17 protein-coding genes are annotated in these 18,703 nt (G+C 67.7%); all 17 read left to right on the top strand.

The features are described from left to right. The first annotated feature begins 5 nt into the window (after window positions 1-5). The 17 genes from gspI (at window position 6) to AB3347_RS09110 (ending at window position 18,696) form a co-directional block, all read left to right on the top strand. Window positions 6-386, top strand: coding sequence for a type II secretion system minor pseudopilin GspI (gspI, locus tag AB3347_RS09030; protein WP_369091447.1), 381 nt, complete (start codon window positions 6-8; stop codon window positions 384-386). Further along, window positions 383-1,021, top strand: a complete 639-nt coding sequence (locus AB3347_RS09035) for a prepilin-type N-terminal cleavage/methylation domain-containing protein (RefSeq protein WP_369091448.1) — start codon at window positions 383-385, stop codon at window positions 1,019-1,021. The genes gspI and AB3347_RS09035 overlap by 4 nt, the downstream gene beginning before the upstream one ends. Next, entirely contained in the window at window positions 1,021-2,052 is a 1,032-nt protein-coding gene (gene gspK, locus AB3347_RS09040) for a type II secretion system minor pseudopilin GspK (RefSeq protein ID WP_369091449.1), read from the top strand. The genes AB3347_RS09035 and gspK overlap by 1 nt, the downstream gene beginning before the upstream one ends. Before the next feature lie 16 nt (window positions 2,053-2,068). Next, the gene (gspL, locus tag AB3347_RS09045; protein WP_369091450.1) at window positions 2,069-3,313 is read left to right on the top strand and encodes a type II secretion system protein GspL; all 1,245 of its coding nucleotides are present in this window, start codon (window positions 2,069-2,071) and stop codon (window positions 3,311-3,313) included. Next, a complete protein-coding gene (gene gspM / locus AB3347_RS09050; protein ID WP_369091451.1) occupies window positions 3,310-3,840 on the top strand; it encodes a type II secretion system protein GspM in 531 nt (176 codons plus the stop codon). Before gspL ends, gspM begins: the two co-directional genes overlap by 4 nt. After that, window positions 3,837-4,610 (top strand): type II secretion system protein N, encoded by a 774-nt coding sequence (gene gspN, locus AB3347_RS09055; RefSeq protein ID WP_369091452.1) that lies wholly within the window; start codon window positions 3,837-3,839, stop codon window positions 4,608-4,610. The genes gspM and gspN overlap by 4 nt, the downstream gene beginning before the upstream one ends. Further along, window positions 4,610-6,976: a type II secretion system secretin GspD gene (gene gspD / locus AB3347_RS09060; RefSeq protein WP_369091453.1), complete on the top strand. Its 2,367-nt coding sequence runs from the start codon at window positions 4,610-4,612 to the stop codon at window positions 6,974-6,976. Before gspN ends, gspD begins: the two co-directional genes overlap by 1 nt. Before the next feature lie 7 nt (window positions 6,977-6,983). Beyond that, a complete protein-coding gene (gspE, locus tag AB3347_RS09065) occupies window positions 6,984-8,417 on the top strand; it encodes a type II secretion system ATPase GspE (RefSeq protein WP_369091454.1) in 1,434 nt (477 codons plus the stop codon). Window positions 8,418-8,428: 11 nt separating this feature from the next. Beyond that, window positions 8,429-9,649 carry a type II secretion system inner membrane protein GspF gene (gspF, locus tag AB3347_RS09070; protein WP_369091455.1) on the top strand — a complete coding sequence of 407 codons (1,221 nt, stop codon included), beginning with the start codon at window positions 8,429-8,431 and terminating at the stop codon, window positions 9,647-9,649. 31 nt (window positions 9,650-9,680) lie between these two features. Further along, a complete protein-coding gene (locus tag AB3347_RS09075; RefSeq protein ID WP_369091456.1) occupies window positions 9,681-10,409 on the top strand; it encodes a hypothetical protein in 729 nt (242 codons plus the stop codon). A 127-nt stretch (window positions 10,410-10,536) separates the two neighbouring features. Continuing rightward, window positions 10,537-11,895 carry an amidohydrolase family protein gene (locus AB3347_RS09080; protein WP_369091457.1) on the top strand — a complete coding sequence of 453 codons (1,359 nt, stop codon included), beginning with the start codon at window positions 10,537-10,539 and terminating at the stop codon, window positions 11,893-11,895. Between the two features lie 391 nt (window positions 11,896-12,286). After that, a complete protein-coding gene (locus AB3347_RS09085; RefSeq protein ID WP_369091458.1) occupies window positions 12,287-12,547 on the top strand; it encodes a DUF1427 family protein in 261 nt (86 codons plus the stop codon). Between the two features lie 52 nt (window positions 12,548-12,599). Further along, the gene (locus AB3347_RS09090) at window positions 12,600-13,286 is read left to right on the top strand and encodes a hydrolase (RefSeq protein ID WP_369091459.1); all 687 of its coding nucleotides are present in this window, start codon (window positions 12,600-12,602) and stop codon (window positions 13,284-13,286) included. A gap of 64 nt (window positions 13,287-13,350) precedes the next feature. Continuing rightward, window positions 13,351-15,228, top strand: a complete 1,878-nt coding sequence (locus AB3347_RS09095; protein ID WP_369091460.1) for an amidohydrolase — start codon at window positions 13,351-13,353, stop codon at window positions 15,226-15,228. A gap of 2 nt (window positions 15,229-15,230) precedes the next feature. Further along, window positions 15,231-15,911: a YoaK family protein gene (locus tag AB3347_RS09100; protein ID WP_369091461.1), complete on the top strand. Its 681-nt coding sequence runs from the start codon at window positions 15,231-15,233 to the stop codon at window positions 15,909-15,911. 2 nt (window positions 15,912-15,913) lie between these two features. After that, window positions 15,914-16,471, top strand: coding sequence for a TMEM175 family protein (locus tag AB3347_RS09105; protein WP_369091462.1), 558 nt, complete (start codon window positions 15,914-15,916; stop codon window positions 16,469-16,471). Window positions 16,472-16,569: 98 nt separating this feature from the next. After that, the gene (locus tag AB3347_RS09110) at window positions 16,570-18,696 is read left to right on the top strand and encodes an EAL domain-containing protein (RefSeq protein ID WP_369091463.1); all 2,127 of its coding nucleotides are present in this window, start codon (window positions 16,570-16,572) and stop codon (window positions 18,694-18,696) included. Window positions 18,697-18,703: the final 7 nt, after the last annotated feature.

The following is an 18,703-nucleotide window of genomic DNA, read 5'->3' on the forward strand; positions in this document are numbered from 1 at the left end:
CAGCGATGCGCACACGCGGCCAGTCCGGATTCACCCTGCTCGAAGTGCTGGTCGCGCTGGTCATCGTCGGCACCGCGCTCGGCGCCGGGCTGCGCGCCGTCGGCAGCCTGACCTCCAACAGCGCCGGCCTGCGCGCGTCCATGATGGCGACCTGGTCGGCCGAGAACCGGCTGGTGCAGATTCGCCTCGGCAAAGAATTCCCCGAAGTCGGCAAGCGCAATTTTCCTTGCGGGCAGGGCGACCTCAACCTGATCTGCGAGGAACAGGTCCTGACCAGTCCGAACCCGCAATTGCGCCGGATCGAAGTGTCGGTGTATGACGGCGAACGTCCCGAGCGCCGCATCGTCAAACTGGTTCAGCTCGTGTTGAGGCCCTCGCGCACATGACGCCCAGCATCCATCACCGTCCGCACCGGCGCCGCCGCGGCTTCACCCTGGTCGAGCTGCTGGTGGCGATCAGCATCCTCGCCATCCTGGCCGTGCTCGGCTGGCGCGGGCTGGACGGCATCGTGCGCGCCCGCATCGCCCTCACCGAACAGATGGAAACCACGCGCGGCATGCAGCTGGCCTTTGCCCAGATGCAGAGCGACTGCGAGCACCTGGCCGGACGCGAGATCATCGGCCGCCGTCCCAACCTGCTGTGGGAAGAAAACCGCCTGACCCTGGTGCGCAAGGTGTACAACGAAAACGAACCCTCGCAGCTGGTGGTGGTGTCCTACCGCCTGGTGAACGGCGCCCTGGTGCGGCGCGAATCGCTGGGCACGCGCGACCTGGCCCAGCTGGAGGCCCTGTGGCAGTCGATCGCCGGCGACGCGCCGTCCGAGACCGCGCCGCCGGTGGTGCTGCAGACCGGCGTGGCCGCCATGCAGGTCCAGGCCTGGCAGAACAATGCCTGGCACACCGAGCCGGTCGCCGCCACCGAAGGCGCGCAGGCGCCCGATCCCGAAGGCATCCAGGTCGGCCTGACGGCCACCGGACTGGCCGCGCCGATGGTGAAATCCTTCCTGATCGGGGGCACCTGATGCGGCGCCGCCAGGTCGCATTCAAGCGCAGGGCCCGCCAGCGCGGCGTCGCGGTGGTCACCGCGCTGCTGCTCACCACGCTCGCCATCTCGATCGTCGCCAGCCTGTTCTGGCAGCAGCAGGTACAGGTGCGCTCGATGGAGAACCAGCGCCTGCACCTGCAGACCAAGTGGATCCTGCGCGGCGCCCTCGACTGGGCCAGCCTGGTGCTGCGCCAGGACGCCTACACCTCGATGTACACCTCGCTCGACCAGGTCTGGGCCACGCCCCTGGCCGAGACCCGCCTCGACCAGTACATCGAACGCGAACGGGTCGAAGGAGAAACTTTCGATGCGACCCTGTCCGGCAACATCATCGACGCCACGTCGCGTTACAATCTGACCAATCTCGCACGAGACCGCCAGAAGACCCCGGAGCAACTGGAAATCTTCCGCCGGCTGCTCGACAACCTGCGCCTGGATGCGCGCCTGGCCGACCGGGTGGCGAATTTCGTGGCGCAGGGTCAGCCGGTGGATCCGGCCAATCCGAATCCGAATCCGAATCCGAATCCGAATCCGAATCCGCAGCCGTCGAACCTGGCGCCGGTGCCGCCCGTAAACGGCGTGCCGATCCCGGTGCTGCGGGTGGACGACTTGCTGGCGGTGCAGGGAATCACGCCGCAGATCCTGGCGCAGCTGCGGCCGTTCCTGATCGTGCTGCCGTATGGCGCCGACGACACGAAGCTGAACGTGAATACCGTGCCGGCCGAGTTGCTGGCGGCGATCGTGCCGGGAATGTCGCTATCCCAGGCCAACAGCCTGGTGGCGCGCCGCAAGACGGGGGCATGGCGCGACAAGGCGAATTTCGAAACGCAGGCTGGCGGGAGCGGCGGCGCCATTCCCGACACCTGGGACGTCAAGAGCAACTGGTTTGTTGTGCAGAGCCGTATCCGGCTCGACCGTGCAGCGCTGAATGCGGAGTCCTTGATCAGGCGTAATCCTGCTCCCATGGTCGGAGGCGGCACCCAAGTAATCTGGACCCGCCAGAATTAGAAGAAAGCGAGACAGTTTGACTACTCTTTATATCCGGCACCCGGCCAGAGCCGAAGGCGAGGGCGCGCTGTGCCGCTTCGCGGTGATGCTCGATTCCGGCGCCATCGCGCAGCAGGGCGAAGGCCCGCTGCGCAAGCTCGGCGACGTGGTTGCCGCCAGCCGCCGCGTGGTGCTGCTGCTGGCCGGCGCCGACGTCACCCTGCTGGCGGTCCAGGCCCCGCCCGTGACCGGCGCGCGCCTGCGCGCGGCCCTGCCGGCCCTGGTCGAAGAACATATCCTGGGCGACCCGCTCGACTGCGTGCTGGTGGCCGGCCCCGCCTTGCCCGACGGCCGCCGCCCGGTCGGCGTGGTCCAGCGCGACTGGCTCGAACCGATGGTGAAGGCCCTGCTCGGCATGGGCGCGAAAGCGGTCGCCGCCATGCCCTCGCAACTATGCCTGCCCCTGCAGCCGGGCAGCGTCAGCGCCGCCATCGGCCACAACGAATTGCTGCTGCGCCAGAGCCAATACGAAGGTCTCGGCCTGGCGCTGGACGGCAACCCCACGCTCGCGCTGCAGACGGCGCGCGCGCTGGCGGGCGACGCGCCCCTGGTGCTCTACGTGCCGCACGCGCAGCTGGGCGAATACCAGGCCTTGCTGCTTGAGGCCGGCCCCGGCATCACGCTGGAAAGCGATGCTTGGGAGCACTGGATCGTGGGCGCGAAAAGCAGCACGCTCGACCTGGTGCCTGGCCTCGGCACCGCCGGCGTGGCCCAGCGCGACTGGAGCCGCTGGCGCTGGCCGATCCGCCTGGCGCTGGCCGCGATCGTGGTCAATATCATCGGCGTCAACATCGAATGGCTGCGCCTGAAGCGCGAAGCCGACGCCGTGCGCCAGGAAATGACGCAGATCTTCCGCAGCGCCTACCCGAACCAGCCGGTGATCGACCCGGTGGCGCAGATGCAACAGAACATCGGGCGCGCCAAGGCCGCCAGCGGCCAGGTCAGCCAGGACGAGTTCGGCTGGATCGCAGGCGCCTTCGGCGAGGCGGTACGCGGCCTCGGGCGTCCGCCGGGCATTGCGTCAATGGAGTTCAGGGAACGCACCCTCACCGTGCGCGTCAAACCTGAAACCGTCGACCCCGCTTCTACCAGCCAGCTGCGCGCCGCGCTCGGCGCACGCAAGCTGACGCTCGAAGAAACGCCGCCCGCCACCTGGCTCATCCGCAGCACCGGACCCGCCCCGGCCGCCACGGCAGTACCCAATTCGGGAGCCGCACAATGAACGCCGCCACAAACATCCGCGCCAGGCTCGGCGCCTATCGCGAGCGCGCGCTCGCCTGGTGGCTGTCGCGCACCGACCAGGAACGCAAGTTCCTGGCCGTGGGCGGGGCCGTCGTGCTGGTCGCGCTGGTCTATGCGCTGCTGCTGGCGCCGGCCATCGAGGGCCGCGACAAGCTGCGCCAATCGCTGCCCGCGCTGCGCCAGCAGGCGGCCCAGCTGCAGACCCTGGCCGCCGAAGCCCAGACCCTGGCCGCCAACCCGGCGCCCCAGGTGCCGCCGATGACCGCCGAGGCGCTCAATGCCAGCATGGCCCAGCGCGGCCTCAAGGCCGGTTCGGTCACCATGACCGGCGAATACGCCAAGCTCCAGTTCAACGGCGTCTCCTTTGCCAACCTGGTGTCCTGGCTCGACGCCCAGCGCCGCGAGAACCGCGTGCAGGTGCAGGACGCCACCTTCACCGCCCTGGCGGCGGTAGGACAGGTCGACGCGACGCTCACGCTGCGCCAGGCCAGCGCATCGGCCCAATGAAGCGCCTGCTGCTCTGGCTGGCGCCTAGCGTGCTGACCGTGCTCGTCACGGTGCTGGCCTTCCTGCCCGCTTCCTGGCTCGGGCCGATGGTGGAACAGCAGACCGGCGGCCGTTTGACTCTGGGGGATGCGCAGGGTACGCTCTGGAACGGCTCAGCCTTTGTGGGCGGGGCGCCGGGCGAGGGCGGGGCGGTGACGCCGCTGCTGCCGGGACGCTTCGCATGGCGCCTGTCGCCGCTGGTGCTGCTGGGCCAAGTCCACATGCAACTGGAAAACCCGCAAGCGCTGGTGCGCCCGGTCCGCATCGACGGCAGCTGGTCGCAATGGCAGGTGAGCAGCGGCGAATTGCTGCTGCCGGCCGAGGGCCTGGCCGGGCTGGGAGCGCCGCTCAACACGCTGGCGCCCAGCGGCACCATCCGCCTGGTCTGGAATACGCTCGACCTGCTGCGCCAGCCCAATACGGTGGCGGTGCAGGGCAGGACAGTATTAAGCATGAGCGACATGGGTTCGCGCATGTCGCCCATCCGGCCGCTGGGCAGCTATGAAATGGCATTCGACTGGCGCGGCAACCAGGCCGACCTCAACTTGCGTACCGTGCGCGGTGCGCTCTTGCTGTCGGGCTCAGGTATGCTGCAGAACGGCCGCCTGCGCTTTTCCGGCCAGGCTTCGGCTGCCGAAGGATACGAACAGACGCTGGGCAATATGCTCAACCTGCTGGGCCAGCGTCGCATGGTGAACGGCAAAAACATAATCGCACTCGAGTTCAGATAATGAATAACATACCCCGTACCATCTTCGGCTCTCACGTCGTCGCCTCCACCAGCTTGCGCCTGCCGGCACTGCGCCGCCTTGCGGCCGGCGCCATGCTGTGCTGCTTCGCCGCGACCACCGCGGGCACGTTCCTGCCGGCGCCGGTCCAGGCCCAGGAGAGCGCGAACGCGGCGGCGCTGAGCTTCGTCAACGCCGATATCGAATCGGTGATCAAGGCGATCGGCCACTACACCGGCATGACCTTCATCATCGACCCGCGCGTCAAGGGTACGCTCACCCTGGTGTCCGAAAAGCCCCTGAGCAAGACCCAGGCCTTCGCCTTGCTGACCTCGACCCTGCGCCTGCAGGGCTATGCGGTGGTCACCGGGGGCGACGGCTATGCCAAGGTGGTGCCGGAAGCCGAAGCCAAGGCGCAGTCTTCGCCGACCCAGGTCGGCGGCGTGCGCGCCAGCAAGGCCACCGGCGACCAGATCGCCACCCAGGTGTTTTATCTGTCCTACGAATCGGCGGCCAACCTCACCGCCGTGCTGCGTCCCCTGATTTCGCCGAACAATTCCATCATGGCGAATCCGGGCAACAACACCCTGGTCATCACCGACTACGCCGACAACCTGCGCCGCCTGGCGAAGATCATCGCCGCGCTCGACACCCCGGTGGCGGCCGACCTCGATGTGGTTCCGATCCGCAACGCGATCGCCAGCGACATCGCCGCCCTGGTCACCCGCCTGATGGAGCCGGCGGCCGGCGGCGACTCGGGCCGCGTCACCGTGCTGGCCGACCCGCGCACCAATTCGGTCGTGATCCGCGCGCCATCGCAGGCCCGCGCCAACCTGGCCAAGTCGCTGATCGCCCGCCTCGACCAGCAGACCTCGTCGCAAGGCAATATTCACGTGGTCTACCTGAAGAATGCCGACGCCAGCCGCGTGGCCCAGACCCTGCGCGCCGTGGTGTCGCAGGACGCCTCGGCGGTGCCGGTGCAGCAGCAGGGCACCTCGGGCGGCTCGATCCAGGCAGGCAGCACCACCGGCGGCACCGGCCAGGGCGGACTCGGCGGCCAGCAGGGCCAGCAGAGCAGCACCGGCATGGGCGGCACCGGCAACACCTACGGCCAGCAGAGCCAGCTCACCGCGGGCGGCGCCGGCGGCGCCCAGGGCTCGGGCTTCATCCAGGCCGACGCCTCCACCAACAGCCTGATCATCACCGCGCCGGACGCGGTGTACCGCAACCTGCGCAGCGTCATCGACCAGCTCGACGTGCGCCGCGCCCAGGTCTACATCGAAGCGCTGGTGGTCGAAGTCACCTCCAACAAGGCCTCGGAATTCGGCGTGCAGTGGATCGGCGCCTCGGGCGACAGCGACAGCAAGTACCGCGTGGGAGGCATCCAGTCCTTCACCGGCGGCGCCCAGGGCAGCAACATCGTCAACCTGGCCGCGGCCGCGCGCACCGGCCTGTCGGGCACCTCGGTGCCGACCGTGCCGGGCGGCCTGACCTTCGGCCTGTTCCGCCAGGTGGGCGGCGAGCTGGGCCTGGGTGCGGTGGCGCGCGCCCTTGAAAACGATGGCAATGCCAACATCTTGTCGACACCGAACATGATCACCCTGGACAACGAGCTGGCGACGATCAAGGTCGGCCAGAACGTCCCGATCATCACCGGCTCGTACACGACCACGGCTGCCACGGGCGGCGGCAACCCATTCCAGACCGTCGACCGCAGGGACGTCGGCCTGCTGCTCAAGGTGCGCCCGCAAATCTCGGAAGGCGGTACGATCAAGATGGCGATCTACCACGAAAACTCGAGCGTCGATCCGTCCACCCGCAATGCGGCGTCGGGCCTGACCACGAATGTGCGTGCGATCGAAAGCAATGTGCTGGCCGACGACGGCCAGATCATCGTGCTCGGTGGCCTGATCGAGGACACCGAGGGCGATGGCGAAGAGAAAGTACGCGGCCTGGGCGACATTCCGGTGCTGGGCAACCTGTTCAAGTACCGTAACCGCACCCGGGTCAAGACCAACCTGATGGTGTTCCTGCGCCCCGTCGTGGTGCGCAGCAAGGAAGCATCGAACTCGCTGGCCATGGACCGCTACGACTACATGCGCGCGGTCGGCGCCTCGGGCCAGGCAAGCCAGCAGGAAACGATCCTGATGCGCAACCTCGGCACCCCGCAGCTGCCGCCGCTGACCAACGGCCAGCCGCCCGTCGGCGGCACCATGGCGACCGCCCCGGTGCAGACCGCGCCGGCCGCCGGCAGCGCCCCGGGCGCGGCCAGCGGCCAGGCTGTGCCTTCAGGGCAACAGCGGCAGCAGGGCCAGCAGGCGCAACCTGCCTCGCAGTTTCGTCCGGTGACGCCATCGAACCAGAAATAAGCTGACCATGAACAATTTGTTGCCTTTCGCCTTCGCCCGTGACCACGGCGTGCTGGCGCGCGGCGCGGACGAACCGGGCCAGGCCGTCGAAGTGCTGGTGTCCGGCGCCACGACACCCAGCGCGATCGCGGAAGTCTCGCGCCGTTTCGGCCGCATCACCCTGCGCCGCCTCGAGCGAGGCGAGCTCGACGACGCCATCGCCAAGGCCTATGCCGGCGCCGGCGGCGACGCCTCGCAGGTGGTGGACGAGTTCGACGCCGACCTCGACCTGACCCGCCTGCTGCAGGACGTGCCGGCCATCGAAGACCTGCTCGAATCCTCGGACGACGCGCCCGTCATCCGCATGATCAACGCGCTGCTCACCCAATCGCTGCGCGAAGGCGCATCCGACATCCACATCGAACCCTTCGAGCAGACCTCGGTGGTGCGCTTCCGCGTCGACGGCGCGCTGCGCGACATCGTGCGCCCAAAGAAAGCGATCCACGCCTCGCTGATCTCGCGTATCAAGATCATGTCGCAGCTCGACATCGCCGAGAAGCGCCTGCCGCAGGACGGCCGCATCACCCTGCGCATCGGCGGCAAGCCGGTCGACGTGCGCGTCTCGACCCTGCCGACCGGGCACGGCGAGCGCGCGGTGCTGCGTCTGCTCGACAAGGAAGCCGGCCGCCTCGACCTGAGCCACCTGGGCATGAGCCCGCAACTGCTGCCGCAGTTCGACCGCCTGATCAACCAGCCGCACGGCATCGTGCTGGTCACCGGCCCCACCGGCTCGGGTAAAACGACCACGCTGTACGCCGCGCTGTCGCGCCTGAACGCGGCCACCACCAACATCATGACGGTGGAAGACCCGATCGAATACGACCTCAATGGCGTCGGCCAGACCCAGGTCAACGCCCGCATCGACATGACCTTCGCCAAGGCCCTGCGCGCGATCCTGCGCCAGGACCCGGACGTGATCATGATCGGCGAGATTCGCGACCTGGAAACGGCGCAGATCGCGGTGCAGGCCTCGCTCACCGGCCACCTGGTGCTGGCCACCCTGCACACCAATGATGCGGCCTCGGCCGTGACGCGTTTGCTGGACATGGGCATCGAGCCGTTCCTGCTGTCGTCTTCTTTGCTGGGCGTGATGGCGCAGCGCCTGGTGCGCAAGCTGTGCGTGCACTGCAAGGTCAGCGACGCAAGGGATGGCAGCGGCGGCTGGCATGCGGTGGGCTGCGAGCGCTGCGGCCACACCGGCTACCACGGCCGGGTCGGCGTCTACGAGCTGCTCGAGACCACCGAAGAAATCCGCGCCCAGATCCACAACCAGGCATCCGAAGCCGAGATCCGCGACACCGCCCAGCGGTCCGGCATGAAGACCATGCGCGAAGACGGCGAGCGCTGGCTGCAGGATGGCACCACCACACGCGCCGAGCTGGTGCGCGTGACCAAGGACTGAGGGGCTGACGGATGCCGGCATTCCGCTATGAGGCCGTGGACGCGGGCGGCGCGACCAAGAAGGGCGTGGTCAACGCCGACAACCCGCGCTCGGCGCGCGCCGACCTGCGCACCCAGGGCCTGACACCCCTGAACGTCGAGCTGATCGCGGCCCAGGTCGACGAAGCCGGCGTGGCGCGCTCGCGCGGCTTCGGCGAACGCCTGTCGCAGGTCGAACTGGCGCTGTTCACGCGCCAGCTGGCCAGCCTGCTGGAAGCCGGCTTGCCGCTGGAGCAGGCCTTCACGGCGCTGCTGGAACAGGCCGAACGTCCCTACGTGCGCGACCTGATCGCCTCGATCCGCTCCGAAGTCATCGGCGGCTCGGCCTTTTCAAGCGCGCTGTCGCGCCACCCGCGCGACTTCGCCGAGATCTACCGCGCGCTGGTGTCGTCGGGCGAGCAGATCGGCCAGCTCTCGCGCGTGCTGTCGCGCCTGGCGGACTACATCGAGCGCCGCAATGCGCTGGTGCAGAAGGTGCGCCTGGCGTTCACCTATCCGGCCATCGTCACCGTGGTGGCCTTTGCCATCGTCATCTTCCTGCTCACCTACGTGGTGCCGCAGATCGTCTCGGTGTTCGCCAACACCAAGCAGAAGCTGCCTTTCCTCACCGTCATGATGCTGGCGATTTCCGACTTCGTACGGGCCTACGGCATCTATGTCGGCATCCTGCTGGTCGGCGCGTTCTGGCTGTGGCGGCGCGCGCTGCGCAACCCCGACCTGAAACGGCGCTGGCATACCTGGCTGCTCAATGCCCCCGTGTACGGCAAGTTCGAACGCAGCCTGAACACGGCGCGCTTCGCCAGCACGCTGGCGATCACCACCGGGTCGGGCGTGCCGATCCTGCGCGCGCTCGAGACCAGCCGCGACACCCTGTCGAACGTGGCGATGCGCGAACTGGTCGAACAGGCTACCGCCAGCGTGCGCGAGGGTGTCAGCCTGGCGCGCGCCCTGTCGGCGCAGAAGCACTTCCCGCCGATGCTGGTGCACATGATCCGGGCCGGCGAGATCACCGGCGAGCTGCCCGCGATGCTCGAGCGCGCGGCCAACTCGCAGCAGGCCGACCTCGAGCGTCGCACGCTGACCATTGCCGGCCTGCTCGAGCCGGTGCTGATCCTGGCCATGGGCCTGGTGGTGCTCTTGATCGTGCTGGCGGTCCTGATGCCGATTATCGAAATCAACCAGCTGGTAAGGTAAGCTGAACAGCGAGAACAATAACAAGGGAACCATGAACAAGCGTTTGCCTCTCCTTTTCACCCTGGTTGCGCTGGTGCTGCTGGTGGCCTCCATCGCCTACTGGGCCCTGCAGCTGTACAAGCCCCAGCAGCGTCCGCTGGCGCCGGCGCCCGCGGTGGCGCAGGGCGAGCCCAGCCCGGAAGCGGCCGCCTACCTGTTCGGCGGCCAGCCGACCGCGGTGGCGGTGTCCAACTACCAGCTGACCGGCATCGTCTCGGCCGGTCCCAACAGCGCGGTAATCCTGGTGGCCGAAGGCGAGCCGCCGAAGGCGGTGCGGATCGGCCGCGAGATCGTGCCGGGGGTGACGGTGGCCGAAGTGCATCCGCGCTACGTGATGCTGTCCGAAGGCGGCGTCATGAAGCGGGTCGACCTGGCGCCCGATACCGGCTCGTCCGGCCAGATGAGCGGCATGGCTGCCCCGCCGGTCGCGCAGCCGGTGGCGGCGCCGCCGGCCCCGGGTGTCGAGCCGCAAACCGCGCCGGGCGTCGTGGCCGCGCCGCCGAACATGCCGTCGGTGCCGCCGCCGGGCGGCCCGCCGGGCGGCACCCCGACCACCCCGGAAAACGCGGTGCCGGTGCAGGAACCGCCCATGGACCCGAATGTCCCGGGGCAGGGCGCGCAGCCGCAGGGCCAGAACCCGCCGCCGCCGAACCAGGTGCAGATGCCGCCGCCGGTCAGGGGCGTGAACAGCCCGGTGGGGCAGCCCAACCAGGTACAGTGAAAACGCCGCAAACATGCGGCGTTTTTCATTGCAGCGCCCGACACCGCGCACGCCCGTCTGGACGCGCCAGGCAGATCCCGGTATAAAGTTGCAACCTGTCAAATCCATAACACGCCGGAGGAAGCCCTTGAATCGTACCGCCACCACGCGCACGTCACCGATCGCCCATTCACGGGCTGCCCGTTCACGGGCCGTCCTTTCCCGGGCCGCCCTGGCCTGCCTGGCCGCCCTGAGCTGGTCCGCGGCCCAGGCCGCCGACGTCACCATTACCGCCGACCGCCTGCTGGACGTGCGCACCGGGCGCATGGTGCAGAACCCCGAGATCCTGGTGCGCGACGGCCGCATCGTCAGCGTCAAGCCGGGCGCTGCAGCGTCGGCGGCGCCGGCAGCGGCGGCGCCCGGCGACGGCACGCGCATTGCCCTGCCGGGCATGACCCTGGTGCCGGGCCTGATCGACATGCACGTTCACCTCGATTCCGACCCCACCTACGGCGGCTACAGCTACCTCGAATACAACGACCGCTTCTGGTCGGCGCTTGCCGTCGCCCATGCGGGCAAGACCCTGGACGCCGGCTTCACCACCGTGCGCAACGTCGGCGCCTCGGACTGGAACGACGTCGGCCTGAGCCAGGCCATCGCCGCCGGCAAGGTGCGCGGCCCGCGCATCGTTCCCGCGGCCTGGTCCTTCGGCGCCACCGGCGGCCACTGCGACAGCACCTATTTCCCGCCTTCCATGGAACAGAAGAACCCGTATGTCGCCGACGGCCCGGAAGAGGTCCGCAAGTCGGTGCGCGCGCTGCGCAAGTACGGCGCCCAGGTGATCAAGGTCTGCGCCACCGGCGGCGTGTTCTCGCGCAACACCGAACCCGGCCAGCAGCAGATGAACTACGCCGAACTGCGCGCCGCGGTGGAAGAGGCGGCCCAGTGGGGCCTGAAGGTGGCGGCCCATGCGCATGGCGCGGCCGGCATCAAGGACGCGATCCGCGCCGGCGTCACCACCATCGAGCACGCCAGCCTGATCGACGACGAAGGCATTGCGCTGGCAAAGAAACACGGCGCCTTCCTGTCGATGGACATCTATAACGGCGATTACACGGCCGCCGAGGGCAAGAAGAACGGCGTTCTGGAAGATAACCTGCGCAAGGACCGCGAAGTGACCGAAATCCAGCGCCAGAATTTTAAAAAGGCGCACGCGGCCGGCGTGAAGATGGTGTTCGGCACCGATGCCGGCGTCCATCCGCACGGGAACAACGGCAAGCAGTTCGCGGTCATGGTCAAGTACGGCATGAGCCCGCTGCAGGCGATCCAGGCCGCCACCATCAATGCGGCCGAGGCGCTGGGCCGGAACGATGTCGGCATCGTCGAGGCCGGCCGCTATGGCGACATGGTCGCGGTGCAGGGCGACCCGACGGCCAACGTGCAGTTGCTGGAAGCGCCGGCCGTGGTGATCCAGGGCGGCACGGTGGTCAAGCGCAACGCGCCCTGAACCACGCCGACATTGCTTCATTCCGCGGGCGCCCCTGGCGCCCGTTTCTTTTGGCGCGGTCAAGCGCGCCCTTGCCTGATCGATTGCGCTTTCCTTCTTGCCAGGCGCAGGCCGCTGTTGCAGCATGTGCCAGATCCCCGGCGCAGGCCATCCGCCATCCGCCTTCGAAGACGACACCATCCCGCTCGTAGCCGCACAGGTATGTTCGAAAATTTCGATCATGCAGCTGCAAATTATCCGTTTTTCATTTCCTTTTTAGCCACGCATAATCACTCCATCGCATCGAACACGAAGCAGATTAGGGCGGTAGATGACTGTTCCTGAGAATCGATTAGTTCGACGATAAGAGTCCGCGCCAGTCTGTGGCGCACAGCAGAACAAGGAGCACAGCATGTACCTGGTTTCCCTCGGCGCCGGCATCCTGGCAGGCGTGGTGTACGGCTTGATCAACGTCCGTTCGCCGGCCCCGCCGGCCATCGCCCTGGTCGGCCTGCTCGGCATGCTGCTCGGCGAGCAGGTGGTACCGGTAGCCAAACGCCTCATCGACGGCGCACCGATTACCAGGGCCTGGTTCGCCGGCGAATGCCAGCCCCGCATTACCGGCGTTCCCAGCGCCAAACCCGAGGCCGCCGACGAGTCCCGTCCAGGCTGATCCGATTTCAAACGACGCACCGACATCCAACTACTTATTGAAGGAATACATCATGAACAAGGCCAAACTCGAAGTCCTGACCCCGGAAAACTCGCAACTGATCATCATCGACCACCAGCCGCAGATGGCCTTCGGCGTGCAGTCGATCGACCGCCAGACCCTGAAGAACAACGTGGTCGGCCTGGCCAAGGCTGCCAGGGTGTTCGACATCCCGACCATCATCACCACCGTCGAGACCGATTCCTTCTCCGGCAAGACCTACCCGGAAATCCTGGACGTGTTCCCGGACCACCCCATCCTCGAGCGCACCTCGATGAACTCCTGGGACGACCAGAAGGTGCGCGACGCCCTGGCCAGGAACGGCAAGAAGAAGGTCATCGTGGCCGGCCTGTGGACCGAAGTCTGCAACACCACCTTCGCCCTGTGCGCCATGCTGGAAGGCGACTACGAGATCTACATGGTGGCCGACGCGTCGGGCGGCACCTCGAAGGACGCCCACGATTTCGCCATGCAGCGCATGATCCAGGCCGGCGTGGTGCCGGTCACCTGGCAGCAGGTCCTGCTCGAGTGGCAGCGCGACTGGGCCCACCGCGACACCTACGATGCCGTGATCCGGATCGTCACCGAACACTCGGGCGCCTACGGCATGGGCGTCGACTACGCCTACACGATGGTGCACAAGGCCCCGGCGCGCAACCAGGGCACGAACGAAGTGCTCGCGCCGGTCCCGGCCCGCTAAGCCAAGCCGCCCACTGGTCCGCCCATCGAGGCGGACCATCACGCCACCCTTCAGGAGTCGAAACATGCAAGCACAGTCCACCCAGGCCACGGCGCCGCTCATCCTCGTCAACGGCAAGTTCGCCACCCTCGACCGCGAACAGCCGGCCGCCAGTGCGGTCGCCATCCAGGACGGCCGCTTCCTCGCCGTCGGCGACCGCGAACACGTGATGCGGCACCGCCAGGCCGGCAGCCAGGTCATCGACCTGAACGGCCGCACCGTAATCCCGGGCCTGAACGACTCGCACCTGCACCTGATCCGCGGCGGCCTGAACTACAACCTGGAGCTGCGCTGGGAAGGCGTGCCTTCGCTCGCCGACGCATTGCGCATGCTGAAGGAACAGGCCCTGCGCACGCCGAATCCGCAGTGGGTGCGCGTGGTGGGCGGCTGGAACGAATTCCAGTTCGCCGAGAAGCGCATGCCGACGCTGGAAGAAATCAATACCGCCGCGCCGGATACGCCGGTGTTCATCCTGCACCTGTACGACCGCGCACTGCTGAACCGCGCGGCGCTGCGCGCCGTCGGCTATACGAAAGACACCCCGAACCCGCCGGGCGGCGAGATCCAGCGCGACGCCAGCGGCAACCCGACCGGCATGCTGATCGCGCGGCCCAATGCGATGATCCTGTACGCCACCCTGGCCAAGGGCCCGAAGCTGCCCTACGACCTGCAGGTGAATTCGACGCGCCAGTTCATGCGCGAGCTAAACCGGCTCGGCATCACCAGCGCGATCGACGCCGGCGGCGGCTTCCAGAACTACCCCGAAGACTACAATGTCATCGAAGAGCTCGACCGCAACGAGCAGCTCACCATCCGCATCGCCTACAACCTGTTCACCCAGAACAAGGGCCAGGAGCTGGAAGACTTCCAGCGCTGGACCGGCATGGTGACGCCGGGGCAGGGCAGCGACTATTACCGCCACAACGGCGCCGGCGAGATGCTGGTGTTCTCGGCGGCCGACTTCGAGGACTTCCTGGAGCCGCGCCCGGAACTGGCCGAAGGCATGGAAGACGAGCTGGAAAAAGTGGTGCGCCACCTGGTCACCGAGCGCTGGCCCTTCCGCCTGCACGCCACCTACGACGAATCGATCACGCGCATGCTCGATGTGTTCGCGAAGATCGACCGCGAGATTCCTTTCAATGGCCTGCACTGGATGTTCGACCACTGCGAGACCATCAGCCAGGCCAACATCGAGCGCGTAAAAGCGCTGGGCGGCGGCATCGCGATCCAGCACCGCATGGCCTTCCAGGGAGAATACTTCGTCGACCGCTACGGCGCCGACGCGGCGCAAGCCACGCCGCCGGTCAGGCAGATGCTGGAAATGGGCGTGCCGGTCGGCGCCGGCACCGACGCCACCCGCGTGGCCAGCTACAACCCGTGGACCGCGCTGTACTGGCTGGTGACCGGCCGCACCGTCGGCGGCCTGCCGCTGTACGGCGAGAATGGATTGCTGGAGCGCGCGGTCGCATTGGAGCTGTGGACCTCGGGCAGCGCCTGGTTCTCCAACGAGCAGGGCCGCAAGGGCCGGATCCGGGAAGGCATGCTGGCCGACCTGGTGGCGCTGTCCGACGATTTTTTCACGGTGGATCCGGAAGACATCAAGGCGATCGAATCGGTGCTGACCGTGGTCGGCGGCAAGGTGGTCTACGGCGCCGCCGAATTCAGCGACCTGGGTCCGGCCCCGATCCCGGTGCTGCCCGAATGGTCACCGGTGCAGAAGGTGCCGGGCCTCTGGCGCAAGGCGGCTCCACAGCCGCAATCGCAGATGGCCATGCCGCACCAGTGCTCCGGTCCCTGCGGCGTGCATGCCCACAGCCACGACCGCGCGCGCAAGTCGAACGTTCCGGTCTCGGATTTCGGCAGCTTCTGGGGTACCTTCGGCTGCAGCTGCTTCGCGTTCTGATCATGACGAGCGCACGCTTCCAGCGCCTGCAGGGTGCCAGCATGGGCTTCCTGGCCGGCTATGTCGACACCCTCGGCTTCGTCGCCCTGTTCGGCCTGTTCACCGCCCACGTCACCGGCAACTTCGTCCTGATCGCGGCCTCGCTGGCCGACCCGGCGCAGACGCCCTCGCTGTTGAAACTGCTGGCCTTCCCGGCCTTCATCCTGGGCATCGCTGCGGCGCGGCTGCTGGTGGTGGGGTGCGAGCGGCGCGGCAAGGCCGCCCTTAAGCCGTCCTACTTGCTGCAGCTGGGGCTGCTGCTGGGCTTCATGGCCTGCGGCATGCTGGCCGAACCGGTGGGCAAGAGCGCCGGCGCGCTGGCGATGGCGGCCGGCCTGTTCGGCACCGCCGCGATGGGCGCGCACAGCGCAGCCAGCAAGCTGCTGCTGACCCAGCTGGCGCCGACCTCGATGATGACCGGAAACGTCACCCAGCTCGTGATCGACGCCGTCGACTGGCTGCGCGGCGCCGCCGACACGGGAACCCGGGCGCGCTGCGCCAAGTTCTTCTGGCCGGTGCTGTCCTTCGCCCTCGGCTGCGCCGCCGCGGCCTTCGCCTACCGCGCCTTCGGTTTCGTGGCACTGGTCGTGCCGGTAGCGATCCTGTGCCTGCACCTGGTGCCGGCGGCGCCGGAGGCAGCGTGACCATGAACAAGAACCGCCTGGAAGCCTTTAGCGACGGCGTGATCGCCATCATCATCACCATCATGGTGCTGGAGCTCAAGCCCCCGCATGGCACCGCCGCGGCCGACCTGGCCGGCGTGCTGCCGGGCTGGCTGCGCTATGCGCTCAGCTTCGTGTACGTGGGCATCTACTGGGTCAACCACCATGCGCTGCTCGAGCGTGTGGCGAAGGTCGACGGCGCCGCCCTGTGGGCCAACCTGCACCTGCTGTTCTGGATGTCCCTGATTCCCTACGTGACGGCCTGGGCCGGCGAACATCCGATGGCGCCGGTGCCGGTCGCGCTGTACGGCGCGGTACTGCTGCTGTGTTCGATTTCCTTCATGCTGCTGTCGTGGCGGCTGGACGTGGAAGGGGGCAGCGGCCGCGTGCATGCATGGGGCAGCCGCAAGAACCGGCTGTCGATCGGGCTCTACACGCTGGCGATCGTCCTGTCGCTCTGGTACGCGCCGTTCGGCGCGGCGGTCCACGTGTTGCTGGCGCTGCTGTGGCTGATGCCGGAAGCCAGCCGGGTCCGCCGCTAGGGCCTGCCTGGCCGCAGCGCGCACGGCAAGCGCGCTACGGATCGGGAGGCACATGCTAAGATCGCAGGCAAGCCGGCCAACTTGCATTGCAGCGCGCCATGACTCCCAGAACTGCCGCGGATATCCAGCCCCAGCTCGACGATCTGCTCGATCATCTGCCGGCCGGCGTCGTCGTGCATGGCGTCGACGGCCGCATCCTGGGCGCCAACCGGCTCGCCTGCGAACTCATAGGAAAAAGTGCCGAGCAACTGCGCGGCACCGAATCCAGCGACACGGCCTGGCACTTGCTGTGCGCCGACGGCACGCCGATGCCGGCCGAGCAGTTTCCCGTCAACCTGGTCCTGCGCACCGGCAGCAAGGTATCCCAGCAAGTCCTTGGCGTTCCCGGCCCGGAAGCGGAACGGGTCCGTTGGGTCATCTGCAATGCCTACCCCGAGTTCGATGCCGGCGGCACCCTGTGCCGGGTGGTGGTGTGCTTTACCGACTGTACGGCGATCAAGCGGGCTGAACAGGAAGTGCAGAAATCGGAGGAGCGGCTGCGCCTGGCGCTGCAGGGTTCGACCGATGCGCCCTGGGATTACGACCTCGTCAAAGACGAAATCTATTATTCCGAACGCTGGTGGAACATGCTCGGCTACCAGCCGGGGGAGCTGCGGGTCGACAGCCAACTGTGGCTCGAACTGATGCATCCGGACGACCGGCCAGCCCTGGTGGACTACTGGAAGACGCTGCTGGGCGGCGACAACGAGACCTACAGCGTCGAGTGGCGCCTGCGCCATCGCGACGGGCATTACGTACCGGTGCTGTCGCGTGGCCTGGTCACGCGCGATGCCCAGGGCAAGGCCCTGCGGGTGTCCGGCACCAACACCGACCTGACCGAGCGCAAGCTGGCCGAGCAGCGCATCTACGAACTGGCCAATTTCGACCACCTCACCGGCCTGCCGAACCGCCGCCTGCTGCTCGAGGAACTGGACAAGGCGCTGGCGCGCAGCGAGCGCTCGGGCTTGCTGGGGGCCGTGATCTTCCTCGACCTGGACAATTTCAAATTGTTGAACGACACGATGGGGCACGACGTCGGCGACATGCTGCTGCGCCAGGTCGGCGAGCGCCTGCGCCATACGCTGCGCCATTGCGACCAGCTGGCGCGCCTGGGCGGAGACGAATTCGTGCTGGTTCTGGAAAACCTGGGCGACAGCATGCGCGAGGCGGTCGCCGAGGCCCAGCATGTGCTGGAAAAACTGCAGGCGGCCCTGGGCCAGCCTTACTACCTGAACGGCCGCCTGTTCCTGAGCACGCCGAGCATGGGCGTGGCCCTGTTCGACGGCGCCGCCGCCGCCGTCGAGACCCTCCTCAAGCAGGCCGACCTGGCCATGTACCGCGCCAAGTCGGACGGGCGCAATACCGCCCGCTTCTTCGATCCGCGCATGCAGGCCTCCGCCGAGCACCAGGCGGCCCTCGAGCAGGCGCTGCGCGAAGGCCTGTCGGCGCGCCAGTTCGTGCTGTTCTGCCAGCCGCAGTTCTGCAGCCGCGGGCGCCTGGTCGGCGCCGAGGTACTGGTGCGCTGGCGCCGCGCCGACGGCGAGCTGCTCGCGCCCGGCGAGTTCATCGGCCTGGCGGAGTCCTCGGGCCTGATCGTGCCGCTGGGCCAGTACGTGCTCGAGGAAAGTTGCCGCGCGCTGGTGCGCTGGCGCGACGACCGCATGCTCGGCACGCTCGAACTCGCGGTCAACGTCAGCGCGCACCAGCTGCACAATCCGGACTTCACCGGCAAAGTGACCGACATCCTCTTGCGCACCGGGGCGCCGGCCGACAAGCTGTGCCTGGAACTGACCGAGAGCGTGCTGGCCGAAAATGTCGCGGAGACGATCGAGCGCATGCACACGCTGTGCCGCCACGGCGTGCGGTTTGCGCTGGACGACTTCGGTACCGGCTATTCCTCGCTTGCCTACCTGAGGCACTTTCCGCTGGCGGCACTCAAGATCGACCGCTCCTTCGTGCACGACGTCCATCGCAACCCGGATGCGGCACCGATCATCGAAGCGATCATCGCGCTGGCGCGCAAGCTCAAGCTCGACATCGTTGCCGAAGGGGTGGAACACGAAGCCCAGCGCAACTTTTTGGTGGAGGGTGGCTGCGGCACCCTGCAGGGTTACCTGCTGGGCCGGCCGATGCCGATCTGGGAATTCGAACGCATGTACAGCAGCGCCGGGATCGGCCATGCCTGAATCCTCC

The organism is Massilia sp. X63 (assembly GCF_041023745.1).
GTDB lineage: Bacteria > Pseudomonadota > Gammaproteobacteria > Burkholderiales > Burkholderiaceae_D > Telluria.